Annotated in this window: 14 protein-coding genes, 3 tRNA genes and 1 other RNA gene; 4 read left to right on the top strand and 14 right to left on the bottom strand. The window is 35.3% G+C overall.

The features are described 5' to 3' along the window. Position 1: 1 nt before the first annotated feature. From STRMA_RS03695 to STRMA_RS03720, 6 genes are all read right to left on the bottom strand, one after another. Positions 2 to 3235 (bottom strand): non-ribosomal peptide synthetase, encoded by a 3234-nt coding sequence (locus STRMA_RS03695; RefSeq protein ID WP_003080881.1) that lies wholly within the window; start codon positions 3233 to 3235, stop codon positions 2 to 4. 40 nt (positions 3236 to 3275) lie between these two features. Further along, entirely contained in the window at positions 3276 to 4019 is a 744-nt protein-coding gene (locus STRMA_RS03700; protein ID WP_003079460.1) for a thioesterase II family protein, read from the bottom strand. Between the two features lie 1076 nt (positions 4020 to 5095). Further along, positions 5096 to 5959: a helix-turn-helix domain-containing protein gene (locus STRMA_RS03705; RefSeq protein ID WP_003079502.1), complete on the bottom strand. Its 864-nt coding sequence runs from the start codon at positions 5957 to 5959 to the stop codon at positions 5096 to 5098. A 292-nt stretch (positions 5960 to 6251) separates the two neighbouring features. Beyond that, positions 6252 to 7754 carry a pyruvate kinase gene (gene pyk / locus STRMA_RS03710; protein WP_003081568.1) on the bottom strand — a complete coding sequence of 501 codons (1503 nt, stop codon included), beginning with the start codon at positions 7752 to 7754 and terminating at the stop codon, positions 6252 to 6254. 66 nt (positions 7755 to 7820) lie between these two features. Then, entirely contained in the window at positions 7821 to 8834 is a 1014-nt protein-coding gene (gene pfkA / locus STRMA_RS03715; RefSeq protein ID WP_003081280.1) for a 6-phosphofructokinase, read from the bottom strand. 80 nt (positions 8835 to 8914) lie between these two features. Continuing rightward, positions 8915 to 12019: a DNA polymerase III subunit alpha gene (locus STRMA_RS03720; protein WP_003078884.1), complete on the bottom strand. Its 3105-nt coding sequence runs from the start codon at positions 12017 to 12019 to the stop codon at positions 8915 to 8917. A 185-nt stretch (positions 12020 to 12204) separates the two neighbouring features. On the opposite strand from STRMA_RS03720, the gene STRMA_RS03725 reads away from it, so the two are divergent. Genes STRMA_RS03725 through STRMA_RS03735 form a run of 3 tightly spaced genes read left to right on the top strand, consistent with a single transcriptional unit; the run spans position 12205 to position 14095 of the window. Next, positions 12205 to 12576 (top strand): GntR family transcriptional regulator, encoded by a 372-nt coding sequence (locus STRMA_RS03725; RefSeq protein ID WP_003080709.1) that lies wholly within the window; start codon positions 12205 to 12207, stop codon positions 12574 to 12576. Continuing rightward, positions 12573 to 13280 (top strand): ABC transporter ATP-binding protein, encoded by a 708-nt coding sequence (locus STRMA_RS03730; RefSeq protein ID WP_003079893.1) that lies wholly within the window; start codon positions 12573 to 12575, stop codon positions 13278 to 13280. The genes STRMA_RS03725 and STRMA_RS03730 overlap by 4 nt, the downstream gene beginning before the upstream one ends. Positions 13281 to 13294: 14 nt before the next feature. Next, the gene (locus STRMA_RS03735; protein ID WP_003082275.1) at positions 13295 to 14095 is read left to right on the top strand and encodes a hypothetical protein; all 801 of its coding nucleotides are present in this window, start codon (positions 13295 to 13297) and stop codon (positions 14093 to 14095) included. Between the two features lie 95 nt (positions 14096 to 14190). Here STRMA_RS03735 and ssrA read toward each other — a convergent pair. Further along, positions 14191 to 14537, bottom strand: a transfer-messenger RNA (tmRNA) gene (ssrA, locus tag STRMA_RS09445). 79 nt (positions 14538 to 14616) lie between these two features. Between ssrA and STRMA_RS03740 the strand changes: the two genes are divergently transcribed. After that, entirely contained in the window at positions 14617 to 15228 is a 612-nt protein-coding gene (locus STRMA_RS03740) for a TVP38/TMEM64 family protein (RefSeq protein WP_003080300.1), read from the top strand. Between the two features lie 119 nt (positions 15229 to 15347). Here the strand turns inward: STRMA_RS03740 and STRMA_RS03745 are convergent. The 7 genes from STRMA_RS03745 to parC form a co-directional block, all read right to left on the bottom strand. Continuing rightward, a tRNA-Arg gene (locus STRMA_RS03745) sits at positions 15348 to 15419 on the bottom strand. Positions 15420 to 15584: 165 nt separating this feature from the next. Then, positions 15585 to 16784 carry a 30S ribosomal protein S1 gene (gene rpsA, locus STRMA_RS03750; protein ID WP_003078667.1) on the bottom strand — a complete coding sequence of 400 codons (1200 nt, stop codon included), beginning with the start codon at positions 16782 to 16784 and terminating at the stop codon, positions 15585 to 15587. A gap of 137 nt (positions 16785 to 16921) precedes the next feature. Continuing rightward, positions 16922 to 16993 (bottom strand) — tRNA-Gln (locus STRMA_RS03755). Positions 16994 to 17125: 132 nt separating this feature from the next. Beyond that, a tRNA-Tyr gene (locus tag STRMA_RS03760) sits at positions 17126 to 17206 on the bottom strand. 59 nt (positions 17207 to 17265) lie between these two features. Further along, positions 17266 to 17496 (bottom strand): DUF2969 domain-containing protein, encoded by a 231-nt coding sequence (locus STRMA_RS03765; protein WP_003078604.1) that lies wholly within the window; start codon positions 17494 to 17496, stop codon positions 17266 to 17268. A gap of 181 nt (positions 17497 to 17677) precedes the next feature. After that, a complete protein-coding gene (locus STRMA_RS03770; RefSeq protein WP_003079034.1) occupies positions 17678 to 18724 on the bottom strand; it encodes a branched-chain amino acid aminotransferase in 1047 nt (348 codons plus the stop codon). A gap of 216 nt (positions 18725 to 18940) precedes the next feature. Then, positions 18941 to 21385, bottom strand: coding sequence for a DNA topoisomerase IV subunit A (parC, locus tag STRMA_RS03775; protein ID WP_040841508.1), 2445 nt, complete (start codon positions 21383 to 21385; stop codon positions 18941 to 18943). Positions 21386 to 21427: the final 42 nt, after the last annotated feature.

A 21427-nucleotide genomic window follows, 5' to 3' on the forward strand; every position in this document is an offset into this window, starting at 1 on the left:
TCTATACTTTTCGATTGCGACGCTTCCTCAAATTTCCAAGCTTGCTTGTTTTACGACTATTTTCAATTTGTTTTATCTGCTTCTTTTGCTTATGACTTCTCTGAGATTCAAGAAATTCAGCTAAATTATAAACTGTTGGATAAGTAAAAATATCTGCAACAGATACTTGCACCCGCAGCTCCTTTTCAATTTTCTGCTGCAGAACCATTGCTAATAAGGAAGTACCTCCAATATCGAAAAAATTGTCTTTTATTCCAAAATTTTGATGCCCTAAAGTTTCTCCCCAAACATGAATCATATCTTTATAGGCATAGGAACCATCTCTTACCGTTTTTGATGATTCTGATAATCTATCTCCCTTTAAAGAGATAAGCTGTTTTTTATCGGTTTTTTGATTAGGTGTCAGTGGGATAGTGTCAACTTTTATAAATTCTGAAGGAATCATATAGACAGGAAGTTCTTGCCTGCAATAATCCTTCAGTTCTCCTAAAAGATTATCTCTTCTTCCTTCATATACAATATAAGCCACCAATTTTTGTTCTTTAATCAAAACAGCACTGCGCTTTATACCATTGAATTTATTCAGCTTATTTTCAATTTCACCAAGCTCTATTCTATAACCACTTAATTTGACTTGACTATCATCCCTGCCTATAATTTGAATTTCACCATTATCCAAATATTTTGCTAAATCACCAGTGTCATAAATACGCTTTTTAATACCATCTAATTCAATTTCGAAAAACCGTTCATTAGTTAGATTTTCTTGTTTATAATAACCCTTGGCTAAACCAACTCCAGATAAATAAAGTTTTCCGATGACATTTTTTTGTACAATTTGATAAGTTTCATCTAGAATATATGCTCCCATATTATGAATTGGATAGCCTGCAGAAACAATCTCATCTTTTGGAGATAATTGTTTGATTGTTGTCCAAATAGTAGCTTCAGTAGGGCCATAAACATTCCATACTTTTGAAAATTTAGAGGTTAGTTCATTAGAAAGGGCTTTTGAAACCATCTCCCCTCCTATTAAGACATCTAAATTTTTATCTCCTGGCCAAGCAGATCCAAGAATCATAGACCAGGTTGTTGCGGTCCCTTGAAAAATATTAATCTCAAAGTCTGCAATGATCTTTTCAAACATTCGGGGACTAGCTAAAACTTCTTTAGTGAGTAAAGTTGCCTGACCGCCAGATACTAATGGTAAGAGAAATTCTAATATTGAGATATCAAAGGAGATATTTGTTATACCGCCAATATTAACTTTATCTTTCTTTTGCAAGGTGAGTATCTCACGCATTGACAATAGAAAATTAACCAATGCTTGATGCTGCACCTCAACCCCTTTTGGCTTTCCCGTAGAACCAGAAGTAAAAATAATATAAGCACTATCTTTAGGTTTGACTCTTACAATCTTATTATCTCTATTTAGCAATGGATCACTCTTCAAACTAGAATCAACACAAATAGCATTATTTAAAAAAACTTCCTTTTCTTTTAAAGATTTAGTAGTTAGTATCGCAGCTGGCGTTGTAGATTCTAAAATGTCATCAATTCTACTTTTTGGAAAAGAAGTATCCACTGGAACATAGATAGCTCCTATTTTTATAATAGCTAGAAAAGCTGCGATTACTTCGGCACTTTTCTCCATATAAACAACAACACAATCATTTTTTTGTATGCCCTTTTGTTCAAGACAAGCAGCTAAAATATCTACTTTTACTTGCAATTGTTGGTAAGTAATGGCCTTTTGCATATCTCTAATAGCGATTCTCTCAGGATAAGCAGAGAAATTTTCTTCTATCAATTCCATAACATTGAAATAGCTTTTAAAGTTCTTAATTCTTTTTGTTGATATCGAAATTAGTTCTTTTCTTTCATTCTCATTTGCATATCTGAAATGATCTATATCACTTTCTATATGATTTACTATTCTTGATAAAAGTTTTTTATAGCGAAAGGCATAATCTCTTATTAAATTTTGGTTAAAAACAGCATTATTATACTTAAATATACCAGTAAAACCTTCATGATGCTCTACAAGTTCTAAAGATAAATCCATTTGATCTAACTGCTGTTTTAAAGGAAAACTTTTAATACTATATCCTAAAATAGTTTGTAGAACATCTAAACTTTGATCCATATATAAATTGCTGTCTGTTCTTTTTGATAGATAATTAAAAGTCGTTTGGAAGATTGGATCTTTTTTATCCCTATTTGGGTTTAGATGCTCTACCATTAGAGAATATGGCACTTTTTTATGTAACATAGCATTGATAAAAGTATCGTTCACTTCTTTAGCGTTTTGGATAAAATTTCCTCCTTTATTACTCATTCTTATGGGTAATAAATTAATAAAATTCCCTATCGCTGCTTTGTATTTGATGGCTCTTCGTAAACTCACAGGGACACCGACAACAACATCTCTTTTACCATATACTTGAAAAAGAAATAATTTATAGACTGTTAGAAAAAAAATAAAAGGTGAAACATGAATTTTTTCACATAGGCTTTTAATCTTTGCATTTTCTTCACTCTTAATTTCAAATTCTACTTTTGAGCCTTTTGTAACTAAGAAAGTACTTTCTTGCTCAGCTTCAATATCAAAATCTAGATCTTCATTCCTATCTTTGAGCTTATTTTCCCAAAACTTCATCTTTGAAGGAAATTTTTCCGAACAAATAAAGTCTCTTTCTTCTTCAACAAAATTCTTGTATAAAGCTGGCATACTTGAAATACTAACTTTTTGTTTTTTCATTAAAGAATCATAAATAGTTATAAAGTCATTCATTAAAATTTCGACACTGTTAAAATCCGCAATAATATGATGAAGTACTATGCTGACTAAAACATAGTTTTTATGGCGATAAAGATATATTCTCAGTAAATTATCTGTCAATAAATTATAACTGACATGAAAATCTGAATTGACTTGTTCTGATATCTTTGTATCATTTAGTTCACTGATATCTCTGATAACTAAATCATATTTGGCCTGCTTATCAATGTATTGATAAATTTCTCCATTTTCTTTAAGAAATTTTGTTTTTAAAATGTCATGCCTTAATAGCAGCTGATTAAAAGTAGCCCGAAACAATTCTTCATTAAAATTTTGGTAAAATCGAAAAGCTATCCCCACATTGTAAGAAGTATTTGAAGGATTCAATTCCTGCAAAAAGTATAAAGACTGCTGACTGTAACTTAAATTATATTTATCTATTTCATTCTTCATTAATTATTCTCCGTTTTCTCTTTTATTAACCTTTTAAGATCTAAAGACTTTCTTTTATAAGGGTGGAACTTAATAATTCAAAGCAATCTTTAAAATAGAAATGACCCCCTTTGAACACACATACATTAAATTTATCTTCAAAATAGCTATCCCATGCTAGTAAATCATGAATACTGACAACTTTATCCTTATGTCCGCCCAAAATAGTTACTGGCACATTTAATTTTATATTTCTGCGATACTGATAATTATCACAGAGTTCAAGGTCTTTTCGGAGAGTAGGTAATATTAATGACACTAGTTTTTTATCATTGGAAAGTTCTTGCTGGGTTCCTCCTAAATCAAATACTTTGGATAACAATTGTTCATCTGGTAAATGTCTGTATTTTTCTTCTTTTGATAAATGAGGCGCCCGCATTGCTGATAAAAATAAATGTCTTGGTTTTTTCCCGTAAAGTTCCTTCAATCGATGAGCTAATTCAAAAGCTATCATAGCTCCCATACTATGCCCTAAAAATATAAATGAGCTATCAAGATAGGGTAAGAGAACTGTTTCCAAATCACTTAATAATTGTTCTAAATCATTATAAGGAGACTCTTTAATTCTATGTTCTCTGCCCGGAAGCTGTATCAGATATATATTAAAATATGAACTAAGATAATCTAAGAGCGGCATATAATAGGAGGCACCCCCACCAGCATGATGAAAAATAAATAAACGCTCATTTTCCTTTGAATTTTCACTTTCAATAAACCATGTTTGTAATTTTATATTGGACTTCACTTTTACTTTTCTCTTTCTTCTTATTCTTTAAGTTGTTTTCAATTACTATAATAAATACAGCATCAAAGCTATTTACATATCCTATTCATAGAAGTTTTACCGATATCGTTATCAGCTATCAAAATGATAAGGAGTTTTGAAAACATTACTATGCTAGCATGAATTTTGACCAGAATTAAAAACTTTCAAATATAATTTTTTTCATTAAGTTAATTTCATATTCGAAATAAACAACTTTTTGATGATTTAACCTGTACAATCATAGTGAAGGTGAGGTGAATAATATGCTTAATAGTACACTTAAAAAAATTGTATTTACTATTTTACTTTTTATTGTCTATCCTTTTTAGTGCTAGCCACTTTATGATATTTTTATTTAAAAGGATGACATAAAAAGATAAACAGATTTGATATGCTAAAATCCATAAGCTATTGTTTATGAAGTAGTAAGTAAAGGATATATTGATCTTTATTTAAAAATTCATCGGTTATCTAACTTTTTATCGAATTTTCTTATTATAAAAATAAACATGTAAACTAACTATTTGTGGTAATCTATCAAATTCAATTAGCATAATAAATCAATAAAAAATCACCAATTTACTGGTGGTTTTTTTATTGATTTAAAAAATAAGAACTTTATCAATCATTTCCTATTTTATTTCTCAAGGACAGTAACTATTCCTGCCTTTCTTAATTACCTCTCTGAGACCAAGATGCCCCATTCTTTTTTAGATTACATATAGTTAGTTTATCTTCATAAGTTCATTTCATCAAAAAACACCCCAAAAGTTAGACCTTTGTCTAACTTTTGGGGTGCGGGTCAATTTATATCAATGTTTTTTAAAATTCTGATCTCTTACTAGCATAATGAAATCTTAAAATACTGCTAATTATTAATGATAGAGAATTTTTTATTAAGAACTCTAAGACTTTACTGTACTAAATTATAAAAAAGAGAAGACAAAACTAGTGTCAACTCCTTATTTAACCATTACAATTATCAAAGAAAACAATTAGAATACATAACATTTTATCTAAATTATTTAAATAACGTTATAGGATAAAGAATGCTTTTACTCTATAAATTTATTTAATTGCGCTCTGAAAATTTCTGCTAAAACAGTTAAACCAACCATGTCAATCATTGAGATATACTTGGTAACATCATCTATATGTTCACCTTTACTTTGTCGAAATTCCATTAACAATTTTAAAAATTTTAAAGTTAAGAAAACTAATGTATCTTGATAAGTAAGTCGTGCTTCTAGCTTTTCTATGAAGTATGTTCCATAAAAACACTGATCTCTCTCAATCATAGCAGAAATAAGATTTAAAAAAGTCATTTTAGCTACATTTTGATGTGTGGGAATTGATTGGTACAGCTTATCGCGCTCAATAAACGTTTTACTTAAAAAAATGAGATCTTCATTTGATAACAGCTCCATTGTATTGCAAAATAAATAAAGCTCATATTCAGTCCAGGCCTCAATACCATATAAATAAGTCGCTAAAAATTCTTTGTCATCCTCATTTACGATGTAACTATTATCCAAAGAATATATACTATTTTTTATGACCAATAAATTTAGGCGATTGTAAACATCAAATGTTTCGTAATCTTTATATTCTTCTAGTAAATACTTCAAACCTTCAATATCCTGTTTAGAATGCAGCTCTGCTATTTTATTTCCAAGTTTAAAAAATTCACTCTCCTCATAATGGTTAAGGACATGACCAAATTCAGCAAAACTCATATGGATTCCTGAAATAGCAATCAACAGCTTATCAGCAGATAACATTGATTGCCCATTTTCAAATTTTGATAATTGAGCAGTTGATAAATTACTATTAGTAATATCTTTCTGTCTAAGTCCCCTTGCCATTCTTAATTCTTTATAAAGCTCACCTAATTCCATTGATTCTTTTAATTTAGCCATAGCACTTTATCCCCTTTAAATTCATACGCTAATATTAAGATATCACAAAATGATTACTTTTAAAAAACAGTTTGATTACCTTTACATTATCCTTTAACGGAAGCAGCACAAAGTATTAAAAAGAGCTTGTCAATAGTGCAATCACACCTATTGAACAAGCTCAGCTTGACATTTTTTAGTCTATTGGGACTTAAAAATACTAAAAGACAAGCACTTTACTATTCTTAATTCTATTAGTCAGCCCTGACCTGAAGGAAGTAAAGTGCTTTTTTTAGATCTCTCTACACACAGTCTATTTCACAGTGCGAATACGCATTGTATTTGTTCCGCCAGATCCAACTGGAACACCAGCAACAATGACAATATTATCTCCTGATTCTACTAGACCTGACTCAAGAGCAGCTTTTTCAGCAATTTCAAACATATCATCAGTAGAAGCAGGCTTTTCTGTCACAATTGGGAAAACACCCCAGTTAAGCATAAGTGATTTTTGCGTAATTTCATCAAAAGTTACAGCTAAAATATCTGAATTTGGGCGGTATTTAGAAATAAGGCGAGCTGTGTTACCTGATTCAGTAAGAGCAACAACCAATTTAATATCCATTGATTTAGTTGCATCTTTAACAGCTGAAGCAACTACTTCTACCTTACCTGAACGGCTAAAGTTATCTGAATTTAAGCGTCCGTATTCATTAAGAAGAGTCTGTGCATTTTTATCAATGGTAGCCATTGTACGAACAGATTCAACTGGGTATTTACCATTAGCAGATTCTCCAGAAAGCATAGTGGCATCAGTACCATCAATAACGGCATTAAAGACATCTGATACTTCCGAGCGAGTGGCACGAGGTTTATCTGTCATTGTTTCAAGCATATTAGTAGCTGTAACAACAATTTTTCCTGCAGCATTTACTTTCGTAATAATCATTTTTTGATAGACAGGAACCATTTCAAACGGAACTTCGATTCCCATATCACCGCGGGCAATCATAATACCATCAGCTTCTTCGATAATCTCATCAATATTATCAATACCTTGTTGATTTTCAATTTTAGCTAATAATTTAACATGCTTGTTTCCTGTTTCATTACAAATATCACGAACAGCTTTAACATCAGCAGATGAACGGACAAAGGAGATAGCAATAAAATTCAAGCCATGTTCAAGACCAAAGCGAATATCAGAATCATCACGTTCTGCTAATGAAGGGAAAGGAATTTTAGTGTAAGGAATATTAACTCCTTTTTGCTTAGCAATAATACCATCATTTTCAACTTCAACAACGAATTCACGTTTTGCAGCATCTTTGTCAGTCACTCGAAGGCCAAGTTTACCATCATCAACCAGTACTTGTTTGCCAACTTCGACATCATCAAAGATATCAAGGCCCCCAGCAACATTTAAAGCAATAACATCACGTGTTGACTTAATTCCTTGTTTTGTGGCTACACGGATTGTTTCACCGGTTTTATAGGAATACTCTTTAGCATCATCTGCAAATAATTCCGTACGAATTTCCGGTCCTTTAGTATCGAGCAAGAAACCAACTTTTTGACCAGCTATTTCTTCTGCCAAGCGAACAGTTTCCATACGTTCGCCTTGTTCAGCATGATCACCATGTGAGAAATTAAAGCGAAAAACATTAGCGCCTTCATTAATCAATTCAGCGATTTTCTGTGCAGAAGCTTCGACATCAAGGCTTTCTCCCCAATATCCGTCATCACCAAATTTTTTACCGCCGCGGATCTCTGCCGCAGGACCAAGTGTAGCAACAATTTTTACACGTTTATTCATGATTACTGTACATCTCCTTTTATAGACATCTATAAATATATAGATAATTTAACAATTTGAACTTAATTAATGTGCCAATGAACGATTTAATTCAGCAAAGTCAAGGCGAGCCTTGTGTGGGTTATTGACAATAATCTTGCCATCTTCTCCCAAACTAAATAATGCTCCTTCTTCAGCGGTACCAAGAATTGGACTTTCAACAAGTTTTTCATTATGGATACCAACAGCAAGCCCTCCATAACCAGCTTTCAGAAGGTCAACAGCATGTGCTCCCATCCATGAAGCAATGACACGATCACGTGCAGTTGGTGAACCTCCTCGAACAATATGGCCAAGATTTGTAACACGCAAATCACTGGTATCTCCAGCTTCTTTCATTTTAGCTGCAAATTCTTCACCGCTCATAACACCTTCAGCTACCACAATGATATGATGATTTTTACCTTTATTGTCATAACCATTCTGAACCTTTGCAACCACTTCTTTAATGTCAAACTCCTCTTCTGGAACAATAATTTGATCTGCTCCAGCAGCAATACCTGACCAAAGCGCAATATCACCTGCATTGCGTCCCATAACCTCAACAACAAATGTCCGACCGTGACTAAAAGCAGTGTCGCGAATCTTATCAATAGCATCAGTTGCAGTTGCAACAGCTGTATCAAAGCCAATAGTATAATCCGTACCAACAATATCATTGTCAATTGTTCCTGGCAGTCCTATAGCTGGAAAGCCATGTTCAGTCAAGCGCATAGCTCCATGATAAGAACCATCTCCACCGATAACCACAACACCTTCAATACCATGCTTTTTCAACTGCTCAATACCAGCCAATTGGCCTTCAAGCTGGGCAAACTCTGGATAACGAGCTGACTGCAGAAAAGTTCCCCCGCGATTAAGGATGTTCGAAACATCTTTAGCGTTCAAGTGGAAAATATCTCCCTCAACCATACCAGCGTATCCTCGATTGATTCCGTAGACTTCAATTCCTTCTGAAATTGCTTTGCGAACAACTGCGCGAATGGCAGCATTCATACCAGGGGCATCTCCGCCACTGGTTAAAACAGCAATACGTTTCATTCTACCTGATACTCCTTTTATTAATCTAACGTTCTTATTATAGCACAATAGTCTTTAAAATGGCTAATTTTTACCATTTTTTATTGAAAAACCGTTTTCATTGCTAATGTTTCTAGCTCACGTTCCAATTCTGGAGTTTTAGCTACATAATAGCGTGTACTTTGAAAAGTATCTTTAGTATCTGCATAGTGCAGAACCACAGGAATATCCCCAGGATTAGCTGCTAAAATAGCAGAGATTTCAGCATCATAATCATGGTTTTGCATCTTGATCCAGAATTTCTCCGCAGAAGCCGGTTTTAGAAAATTCAAAATCATCTGCAGACGGTTATCACGTTCTTGAATTTTACCAGTAAAGAAAAAGATCTTCTTTTCAGCCAATATCTTTTTATATTTTTGATAGCTTTCAGGAAACAGGGTGATATCTATCTTTTTCCTTGTATCCGTAACACTCAGAAAGGCCATCTGTTCGCCTTTAGATTTGGTTCGAATAACTCTGATCGATTCAATCTGGCCTAACAAAGTAACCTCACTATCTTTAACAATATCAGCAATAGCTGTAAAATTTTCTGAAGAAGTCTTAGCAATCTCAACCAAAGGATGCGGACTGATTCCTGCACCGATAATCTCTTGTTCCAATTGATATTTTTCAGCATTACTGTAATCTTCTGCTTCTATCCAACTGTAGGAAGAATCTGCAAACAAGCTTCCTAATTCATTAACAAAAGTAAACAGATGCTCTAAATTAATAATTATTTTCTGACGATTGCTATCAAATAAATCAAACAAGCCAATTTGGATGAGCGGTTTTAAGATATCCGCCTTTTGATATTTCTCAGGCATTCTTGTCATAAAATCTTCAATACCTGTATATGGCCGATTTTCAATAATCCAGTAAGCAAAATCTTTCATCAAGCCTTTAACATTCTTTAAGCCTAGATAGATATGATTATCTTCAATTTTATCAAAATAAGGAATCGTATTAATTGATAAAGGGCTGATTTTAAATTCAGCTTCCAAAGCATCTGTTAAATAAGCACTGCTAGAATAATTTAATAAAACATCAAAGAAAACCTTTGGATAATGCGTCTTAAAATAAGCCATTTGAAAAGCTAAGGCTGAGTAGGCATAAGCATGGCTGCGGTTAAAACCATAGCCTGCAAATTTTGCCATTCTGGAAAAAAGATCTTGTGTAATGTTTGGATCTCTGCCAAGTTGTTTGGCCCCAACTAAAAAATCAGCTTTCATTTTCTGCATTTCATCGGCATTCTTCTTTGACATAGCCCGACGGAGTAAATCAGCTTTCCCTAAAGTAAAACCTGCAAATACCTGAGCAATCTGCATAACCTGCTCTTGATAGAGCATAATACCATAAGTTGGCTCCAAAATAGAAGCAACCGATTCGTCTATCAGATCAATTTTTTCACGGCCGTACTTTCTTCTGATAAAATTTTCAGTATAATCACTGGCTCCCGGCCTGTTAAGACTCGTTGTTGCGACAACTTCCTCAAAACAAGAAGGTTTAATACGCCTTAAAAGATTGATGGCTCCTGCAGCCTCAAACTGAAAAATGCCTTTCGTTTTTCCCGCTGCAAATAATGCCAGTGTTTCTTTATCTTCAAGATTAATTGAAGAAATATCTAAACTTTCGCCATAGTCTGCTGCAACTTTTTCCTGCATCTTTTGAACAAAGGTCAGATTTCTTAATCCCAAAAAGTCCATTTTCAGCAATCCATTAGCTTCTACAGCTGATGCATCATACTGAGTGATCATCATTTCTTCACCAGATTTCAGAGGAATATGATCTGTTAAATTGTCATCGCTCATAACGATTCCAGCAGCATGTATTGAAGTCTGCCTCGGTTTTCCTTCAATCCTTTTAGCAATTTCAAAAGCTCGTTGGAACTCTGCTTTACTATTAATCAGCTGACGAAAAGCTATATTTTTCTCATAGGCACTTCTTAAACTATCACGAAAACTGATTTTCTTGGTTAAATTGCCCAGTTCATATTCTGTAGCGCCGAATCTTTTAAAAACATCCCTAATAACTTGCCGAGCTCCAAATGTAGAAAATGTAACGATTTGAGCAGAATGTGTCGAACCATAACGATCTCGTACATAGTGCAGAAATTCATTACGGTAGATATCTGGCAGATCAATATCAATATCCGGCATGCTGTAGCGCTCTTCATTCAGAAAGCGCTCAAAAAGCAGATTGTTAGCAACAGGATCAATCCCTGTTATATCTAGGGCGTAAGCAACAAGGCTGCCAGCAGCCGAACCGCGTCCCATACCCATATAATAACCTCGGCTGCGACCAAATCGCAATAAATCCCAAACAATCAAAAAGTAGTCATCAAAACCCATTTTATGAATGATAGCTAATTCTTCATTCAATCGCTGATTATACTTTAAAGAAAAAAGCTGTTTTTCTCGTAAACCTTGTTCAGATAATTCTCTTAGCTGATCTACTGCAGATTTCTCGCGATTAAAACGAGGTAGTTTTAGATCTGTATCAAAATGATAAGAAATATCTGATAAGACTTCTTCAAGATTGGTCAAACTTTCTGGAAAGCGCTCTTTAAATAAATCAGAGATTTCCTTTTCAGGCAGTAAAAATTGGTTTTTAGCAACAGGCGGAACATCCTTTAAGGGAAGATTATCCCGAATAGCATGTAACATCTGAAGAGTTTCTGTATCTTCATTTTGGAAATAGCTCACTTTGTGAATAGGAAGAATCTTTTTAGAAAAGTTTCTTTGAGGTGTATCTAAATCCACACCAATATAATAAGGAAGGGAAATAGAAATATCATCAATACTATCTGAATAAGGAATAATAAGCTGAATGCCTTCCAAATATTCTTCAAAATCTGAAAAAGAATCATAGCCAGTCATTTTTAAGGTAGAAATCTTCATAAGATTGCGATAACCTGCTGTATTTTGAGCAAGTAAATAAAGAGATGTTTCTTGCCCTTCAAGGAAAACGTCCAGTTCTAATCCGACAATAGGGATCAGCCCTGCTTTTTGAGCTTTAACAATAAAATGATAAGCTGTATAAAGATTATCCTTATCCATGATACCAATTTGACGATAACCTAATTTCTTGGCACGTTCAATATATGAAGGGATGTCAATTAAACTATCCATAAAAGAATAAACTGTTTTCGTAGCCAATTGGGCAAACATCGCTCTTTTCTCCTTAACAACTTCTTGATTTTTATTATACTATAAATTAAAAAAATCCTCTTCTCAGAATATTTAATATTAATACTTTATTGAATAAATATAAATTAATGCTTGACAATATATTTTTATAATTGTATTATATACATAACACAATTATACATCTATTTATTTAGAAAGGAGAGCAGATGGCCTGGAAATTTGATGAAAAATCACCTATTTATCTCCAAATTGCTAATCATATTAAAATGCAGATTATCAGCCAGGAAATAAAGCCTGGACAGAAGCTTCCTACAGTCAGAGATTTAGCCGAAGAAGCCGGAGTTAATCCCAACACTATGCAGCGTGCTTTTATTTCGCTCGAGCAAGAAGGGATGGTTTTCTCTGTTAGGACTTCAGGACGCTTTGTTACAGAAGATAAAGCGCTAATTGAAAAGGTGCGCCATAAACTAGCTCAGTTTGAACTGCAAAGCTTCATCACCAAGATGACAATTATCGGCTTTGATAAAAACGATCTGTCTTCTGTATTGGATCACTACATTAAAGGAGAGATGAAATGACAAAAGAATTACCTTTGCTGCAACTGCATCATGTTACTAAAAAGTTCAAAAATAAAACTGCTTTGGATGACATTTCTTTAAAACTGCCAAAAGGAAGAATCATTGGTTTACTTGGACCAAATGGCAGCGGCAAGACAACACTGATTAAATTAGCTAATGGTCTTTTACAGCCTACCAAAGGAGAAATTGTAGTGAATGGGTTAAGGCCTTGTCCAGAGAGTAAGTCTCTCATTTCTTATCTGCCAGATACCACTTACCTTAATGATAAAATGAAAGTTCGGGATATTTTGCGCCTGTTTGAAGATTTTTATGCTAATTTTGACAGACAAAAGGCTGAACAGCTTTTGGAAGACCTAGCTATTGACCAAGATGAAAAACTTAAAAGCCTCTCTAAAGGCAATAAAGAAAAAGTCCAGCTGATTCTCGTCATGAGCCGCAAAGCAAAACTTTATATTTTAGATGAGCCCATTGGCGGTGTAGACCCTGCTACCCGGGATTACATTCTAAAAACAATTATCAATAATTATTCCGAAGATGCTTCCATACTGATTTCCACACATTTGATTGCTGATATTGAACAAATCTTAGATGAAGTTATTTTCATCAATCAAGGTAACATTATTTTGCAGGAAAATGCGGATGATCTGCGTGAGCAACAGGCACAGTCAATTGATCAAATCTTCAGAGAACAATTCAAAGCTTAATTTAGGAGGATAATATGTTTGGAAAATTATTAAAATATGAATTTAAATCAGTTGGCAGCTGGTTCTTTGGCTTATATGGACTAGCTATTGCCCTTTCTCTCTTTTTAGGCATTTGGCTTAGGTTTAACATAACATTTTCTGGTTCTTCTGATTATAGGGCTGATTTTAATTCCAACGTTCAAGGGGTATTCGCTTCTCTTTTGTTTAGCCTGCTGCTGGCTGTTTTTATAACCATCTTTATCGCGACTTTATTGCTCATTATTCGTCGTTTTTATAACAATATTTTTGGTAGAGAAGGCTACCTTACCTTAACCTTACCTGTCTCAACTCACAATATTCTTTTATCTAAATTAGCGGCAGCTTTGATCTGGATTATTTGCAGTTGTTTTGTCTCTTTATTTAGTGTCTTTTTGCTGGTTGCTCCTTGGCTTGGTTCAGCTTTACGTTCTCATTATTTATCAAACGGTCTATCCGATCTTTTTAATACTCTCTTCAACCCTGCTTCTTTCTTGGTTTCCCTTTCTCTTTTAGTAAGCATTATTTCCTGCATTTTAGGAATTTATTTTGCTGCTTCATTAGGGCAGTTATTCTTAGATAATCGCATTTTATTCGCTATTGTCTTTTATTTCCTTATTTCTATTATTTGCAGTTCTCTCGATTTTCTCCTAGGAAGCAATGGCAATAGTATAGATATCGTATCTAGCACCAATGGGTATTATCACTTAACTGTGAAGATTATGATTCACATAATTTATAGTCTCTTCTTTTATTTTGGAACCCACTATATTATTAAAAATAAGCTTAATATCCAGTAAAATTAAAAGGCTTGAGGATAAGCACTGTTTCCATCAGCTGAATAACATTTTTCAACATGCAGCTGCAGTTATCATTATCTCAAGCTTCTTTATTTTTATGGAGTCGGTGGGAGTCGAACCCACGTCCAAACACCTGCCAACTTATTTGTCTACAACCATAGGCTATGTCTTAATTTAACCTGATTTTGACACATAGCTCAGGCCAAAGCCAGACGAGTCTATTAATCTCTTGTAAAATCCCTAGACCTGATTGTACCGTAGCTTGCTATAAATAAGACCGGTCATCAGACACAAGCAATCCGAATCGGGTCACACAGGCTGCTTTAGGCAGCTACTGCGTAAGAATTGTTATTTTTTGCAGTTATATTTAACTGGCGTTTTACATCCGCTTGATGAGTCGCAAAATAAGTCTCATAATGCCTGTCGAATCCGTAACGACCCCAAATAAGCTATACATACTTAAGTATAGCAAAATACAGTAAAAATAGCAAAATACAGTTTGAATATGGTATGATAGTAATATGAAAGAGAAATTAAGTAAACACTTTGTAATGACCCAAAAAATCATTCAATTTTTGGGAATTTTAGCCATAATAGGTTCAGTTGTCCTTGTCATATGGTTTTACAAATTAGGTATATTAAACGATAGCAATGCTCTAAAAGATTTGGTCCAAAGACATAAAGTCATAGGCCCTTTGATTTTTATTTTAGTTCAAATTTTCCAAATTGTCTTCCCAGTTATTCCTGGTGGAGTCACTACTGTTGCAGGATTCCTTATTTTTGGAACATGGACAGGATTTATCCTCAATTATATAGGCATTTTAATAGGAAGTGTCATTCTCTTTCTACTTGTTAAATGGTTTGGACGCAAATTTATTTTACTATTTATGAAAGAAGAAACATTCTATAAATATGAAGCAAAATTAGAAAGCGATACTTATGAAAAACTGTTTATCTTTTCTATGCTATCCCCTGTCTCACCCGCAGATATTATGGTCATGATAACTGGCTTAACAAGCATGAGTCTCAAACGTTTTACAACAATATTAATTATCACAAAACCACTGTCTATTATTGCCTATAGCTATTTTTGGATCTATGGCAGCAAAATTGTTGAATTCTTTTTTAAATAATTCTTAAAGGAGAAAGAACCAGTCAGAAGAATGAATTGTTTCAGTTTGAATTTCAAAAAGGGAGTAGGACAAAGTTATAACTTTGTCCTACTCCCTTTTTTCACTAAATCAAATGCTAATCCACCTTGAGGGAATCGAACCCCCATCTCAAGAACCGGAATCTTACGTGATATCCATTACACTAAAGGTGGCTAACAATAATTATACCATAAGATAGCCTATATTGACTATAAATAATAAAAAAAGACTTTATAAATAAGGCTTAACTCGTAGTTTTAAGCTCCTTTCAAATGCCATTTTTAAGATAAGTAAATAAAAAGCCGAAAAAGCTTTTACTTACTTTTTCAGCCTAAAGTTTATAATTCAATATCACCAAACAAATCTGCCATTGAGAATCCAGTTTGAGTTTCTGGAAGTTCATAATCACGTTTTTCCTGACGTTTAGGACGACGCGGACGTGACTGGCGTTTTTCACCATTATTTTCTTCTTGTGCTGGACGTTCCTCAAGTGCTTTAATAGAAAGTGAGACGCGTTCATCTGCTGTGTTAATGTCAAGAACTTTAACCTTAACATCTTGTCCCACAGAAAGTACATCTTTAGGATTTTCAACACGTTTATGTGAGATCTGCGAGATGTGAACTAAGCCATCAATCCCAGGAAGCACTTCAACAAAAGCTCCAAAATCTGTCAAACGTTTTACTTTACCTTCAACAACATCGCCTGCAGCAAGCTTTTGTTCAACACCATCCCAAGGTCCAGGTGTAGTTGCTTTAAGAGAAAGTGAAACACGGCCTTCTTCTTCATCAATAGCCAGTACTTTCACTTGGATTTCTTCACCAACGGTTACGACTGATTTAGGCGAAACATTGCGTTCATGTGATAATTCTGTAACGTGAACTAAGCCATCAACACCACCAAGATCAATGAAAGCACCAAAGCTTGTCAAACGTGCAACAGTACCTGTAACAATATCTCCAACAGCAAGTTTGGAGAAAACTTCTTTACGGGCTTCCGCAGCAGCTTCTTCCACTACTTCACGGCGAGAAAGAATAAAACGATTTTCTGCAGGATCAACTTCTTTGATTTTAGCATCAAATTCTTGGCCAACAAATTTTTCAGTATTACGTACAAAACGTGTATCAATCATTGATGCAGGAATAAATCCACGAAGTCCTTCAAACTCAACTGAAAGGCCGCCCTTAACAGCACGAGTCCCTTTTACAGTAACAACTTCACCTTCACGGCCAATGAGCTTATCCCAAGCTTTACGAGCTTCTAAGCGCTTTTTAGAGACAAGGAAAGTAACAGTATCTGTATCTTTACCAACAACTTGGCGAAGGACAAGAACTTCTACTTTGTCACCAGCTTTAACCAAATCATTAATATCAGCGTTACGGTCATTTGTCAATTCCCGAAGGGTCAAAACAGCTTCAACACCTGTTCCTTCAATCACAAGGTTTGCTTGTTCACTATCTACAGTTAAAACTTCAGCCGTTACAACATCACCAGGATTTACTTCACTAACACTGTTTAGCAAATCTTCAAATTCATTCATTCTAAAAAAACCTCCAACAAGAAATAAAGAAGATTTATTTCTTGATAACAATATATTTTCACAAGGTAACCCGAAAGGACAAACAACAAGACGCATATCTCTGACGGTCTTAGACACATTAATCTAATACCTCTTAACTGGGGTAGCTGGATTCGAACCAGCGCATGAGGGAGTCAAAGTCCCTTGCCTTACCGCTTGGCTATACCCCAATGATTAGTTCTTCTAAGATAAAGTTAAACTAAACACTGTGTGAAAAACGGTAGATCTCCTCTAAACTTTCATGATTAAAGTTTCATCTTTCTATTTTCACTTTGCGTTTCATCACCCTTTATATCTTAGGATGGAAGGGGAGGGATTCGAACCCCCGAACCCGAAGGAGCGGATTTACAGTCCGCCGCGTTTAGCCTCTTCGCTACCCTTCCGTTGACAACAAAGTCAATTCTAACATAAGTTATTTTGAAAATCAAGGCTTTTTCTGATTTTAGTTGTTCAAGTTATAGGCTCCGATCACAGCTTCAATAGCTGTCTCTAAATTTTTATGAAAATCAGAAACTTCTTTGTCTTTGACCACAGCAAATTTACCATCAATCTCAGCAATTTCACCAACTAACCTTTTTCCAATCATCAGCTGATAGCCTTCTACTTCTGTCTTATTTACTTTTACATTGCTATCTACAAGCTGTACTTCTATTTTTTTATCTTTCTTTCCCATATTTTTCACCTCGCCATTCTATTCTATTAAAAAAAAACTATTGGTGCAAGCCTGAATAAAAAATTACCTTTCTTTTTCTGATCATAAAACAAAAGAAACTAGACAGAAAGTCTAGTTCTAATTTCTCAAGTACTAAGAATACAGTGGCTGGCTGACTAACAATATTCGCTATCTTTTCTTTTTAGTCATCAACCTTGACAATCCAGCCTTCTGGTGCTTTTACATCACCAAATTGGATTCCTGTTAGTTCGTCATAAAGTTTTCGTGTCATTGGCCCAACTTCTGTCTCGCTATAGAAAACATGAAAATCATCACCGTGCTGAACACCGCCAATTGGCGAAATAACTGCTGCTGTGCCGCAGGCACCAGCTTCAGTAAACTTGTCTAAATCAGTAATGTAAACATCACCTTCAATAGCTTTTAAGCCAAAACGATTTTCTGCCAAATAGAGAAGGGAATATTTAGTAATAGAAGGTAAAATAGAAGGACTAAGAGGAGTTATGAATTCATTATCTTTAGTAATGCCAAAGAAATTAGCCGAGCCGACTTCTTCAATCTTAGTATGTGTTGCAGGATCTAAGTAAATGACATCTGAAAACTGACGATCATGCGCAACCTTACCCGGTAAAAGACTAGCAGCATAATTGCCGCCAACTTTTGCTGCCCCCGTACCATGGGGAGCAGCGCGGTCATAATCATCTTGAATTAAGAAATTCGTCGGAGCCAAACCTCCTTTGAAGTAATTGCCGACAGGCATAGCAAAAAGGGTGAAAATATACTCATCCGCAGGATGAACACCGATAATATCTCCAACACCAATTAAAAGAGGACGTAGATAAAGTGTTGCGCCTGTACCATAAGGAGGGACGAAATCTTCATTAGCACGGACAACTTGTTTTGCTGCGTCAATAAACTTATCCGTAGGAACCTGCGGCATTAAGAGGCGATCTGCTGTACGCTGTAAGCGCTGAGCGTTCATATCGGGGCGAAACAGCTGAACAGAACCATCTTTAGTACGGTAAGCTTTCAATCCTTCAAAAGCCTGCTGCCCATAATGTAAAGAAGGAGAAGCTTCTGAAATATGAAGCTTTGCATCTTCTGTTAATCGGCCTGCATCCCATTTTCCGTCTTTGTAGTAAGAAATATAGCGAAATGGAAGTTTGCGATATTCAAATCCTAGATTTTCCCAATCCAAATCTACTGTCATTTTATGTCCTTCTTTCTTCATTTTTTTCTATTTTACGCCTTTTCTTAAAATTTTCAAGCACTTTTCATAAGATTCTGACAATTCCTTTAAATATGGAGTCAAAGAAAGTTTTTGACTCCACTTGTCTAATAAGCAATGATTAATACAGTTCATGATCTATTGCTGCTGTAAACAAATGCTCCTATTAGTCATATCCATTACTCTTTCAAATTAACTATTCTTAATTGCTTTTGTTTCTTACAGTATCTTAGCTGATAAGACACCTTGATCAGAAATTTTTTCCGATACGAAGGAGCCATTGCTGGTACGTTCAGAAAGAGTGAGTTGGGCTAAATTGACCACATATTTAGCAAAAGTTTGCGAGGTAATCTCCAATAACTCTTCTTGTTCATGCACTTCTGTTGTAAATAAATCAATCTCTCCCTCTGAAAAGACCGGACCGGCTTGAAAAATACGATGGGGCTTGGATTTTAATTCACGTAAAACCTGCAAACCTCTGTTTGCCCGGCTGCTTACTGGAATAACATCTGTGGCCATTCGTTTGAGGCTGCCGCGCTGCGTTAAGATATAAATACTATCCGTATTTGAGATAAAAGCGCTAGCTACTGTATCACCGTCTTTAAGATTAATGGCCTTTACTCCTGCTGCCTTAGTTCCAACAACTGGTACTTCCTCAATATTAAAGCGAAGGGCGTAACCTCTCTTAGTTAGCAGCATAACATCATCTAGCAAAATTGGTGATAGGGCAATGACTTTATCGTCTTCTCCTTTAAGTTTTGCATATTTTACCGATTTGACTTTATAACTGCGCCAAGGTGCCAGATCCTTACGCTCAAATCTTTTGATTTGACCTTGCTGTGTAACAGCATAGTAAGTACCTTCTTCAAAATGATTTACTAGATCTACATAAAGAATTTCTTCATCTGTCGCAAAATTGGTGATACTTTGACTGAGATGTTCTCCGATATCCTTCCAGCGAATGTCAACTAACTCATGAACTGGCCGATAAATGACATTCCCTAAATTGGTAAATAAAAGCAATGACTGCCTTGTTTTTGCGCTTTGAATAAAAATGGGCTCATCGTCATCTCGTTTTCCTAATTCTTCCACTGTAGAAGCATTAAAAGAACGTGGACTAGTCCGTTTAATATAACCGCTGCGTGTGACACTGACATAAGTTTCTTCTTCCACGATAAGACTGGCTGTATCAATTTCAATGGTCTGAGTTTCAGCCTGCAATTCTGTCAAACGAGGACTAGCAAACTTCTTTTTAACTTCACGCAGTTCACGTTTCATGACATTATACATAGTGCCTTCATCGCCAATAATGGCATTGAGAGTTGTAATGCGCTCACGCAATTCGGCTTCTTCATTTTCCAAAGTCACAATATCCGTATTGGTCAAACGATACAGCTGCAAAGTTACAATAGCCTCTGCCTGCTCTTCTGAGAATTCATAACTGACCTTTAGATTTTCCTTAGCATCAGCCTTATTTTCCGAAGCGCGGATCAGGGCAATCACTTCGTCTAAAATGGAAATAACCCGAATGAGCCCCTCAACAATATGAAGGCGTTTTTCAGCCTTTTCCTTGTCAAATTTGGAACGCTCGACAATAATCTCTTTACGGTGGGCGATATAACTAGTCAGCATAGGGATAATGCCCACTTGCCGCGGTGTGTAATGATCAATAGCCACCATGTTGAAGTTGTAATTGATCTGTAAGTCGGTGTACTTGAAGAGGTAATTAAGGATAGTTTGCTCATCAGCATCCTTTTTTAACTCAATGGCAATACGGAGGCCTTGGCGGTCAGATTCGTCGCGAACTTCAGCAATACCTGGAACTTTATTGTTGATGCGAACATCATCAATTTTCTTAACCAAAGCAGCCTTATTCACTTCGTAAGGAATTTCTGTTACTACAATCTGCTTTTTACCGCCTTTAAGGTTTTCAATTGCTGTTCGTGAGCGGACAGCAACACGTCCCTTGCCTGTTTCATAAGCTTTGCGAATTTCATCCTTACCTTGAATGATAGCTCCTGTTGGAAAATCAGGTCCAGGCAAAAATTCCATGAGCTTATCCAGTTTAGCTGATGGGTGATCAATGAGGTAAATAACGGTATCAATCACTTCTGCTAAATTGTGCGGCGGGATATCAGTCGCATAGCCCGCAGAAATTCCTGTTGCGCCATTGACCAAAAGATTAGGGAAAGCTGCGGGTAAAACAGTGGGTTCTTTTTCAGTATCATCAAAATTCCAAGCCCAAGGCACAGTGTTTTTGTCAATGTCTTGAAGCAGGTAATCGGCAATCTCTGATAGACGTGCCTCCGTATAACGCATGGCTGCTGGAGGATCACCATCCATGGAACCGTTGTTCCCGTGCATTTCAATCAGAGTTTCACGATTCTTCCAATCTTGACTCATACGCACCATAGCATCATAAATGGAAGAATCCCCGTGCGGATGGAAATTCCCCATGACATTACCGACAGACTTGGCTGATTTACGATAACCCTTATCATGCGTATTGCCATCTTTATTCATAGAATAAAGAATCCGGCGCTGTACGGGCTTGAGGCCATCACGAATATCTGGCAAAGCCCTCTCTTGAATGATGTATTTGGAGTAGCGGCCAAAGCGCTCTCCCATGATGTCCTCTAAGGACATGTTTTGTACGTTGGACATTTTTTATTATCCTTTTTAATTTCTTTTTGTCTAGTGACTTCA

Origin of the sequence: Streptococcus macacae NCTC 11558 (assembly GCF_000187995.2) — a bacterium.
Classification (GTDB): Bacteria; Bacillota; Bacilli; order Lactobacillales; family Streptococcaceae; genus Streptococcus; species Streptococcus macacae.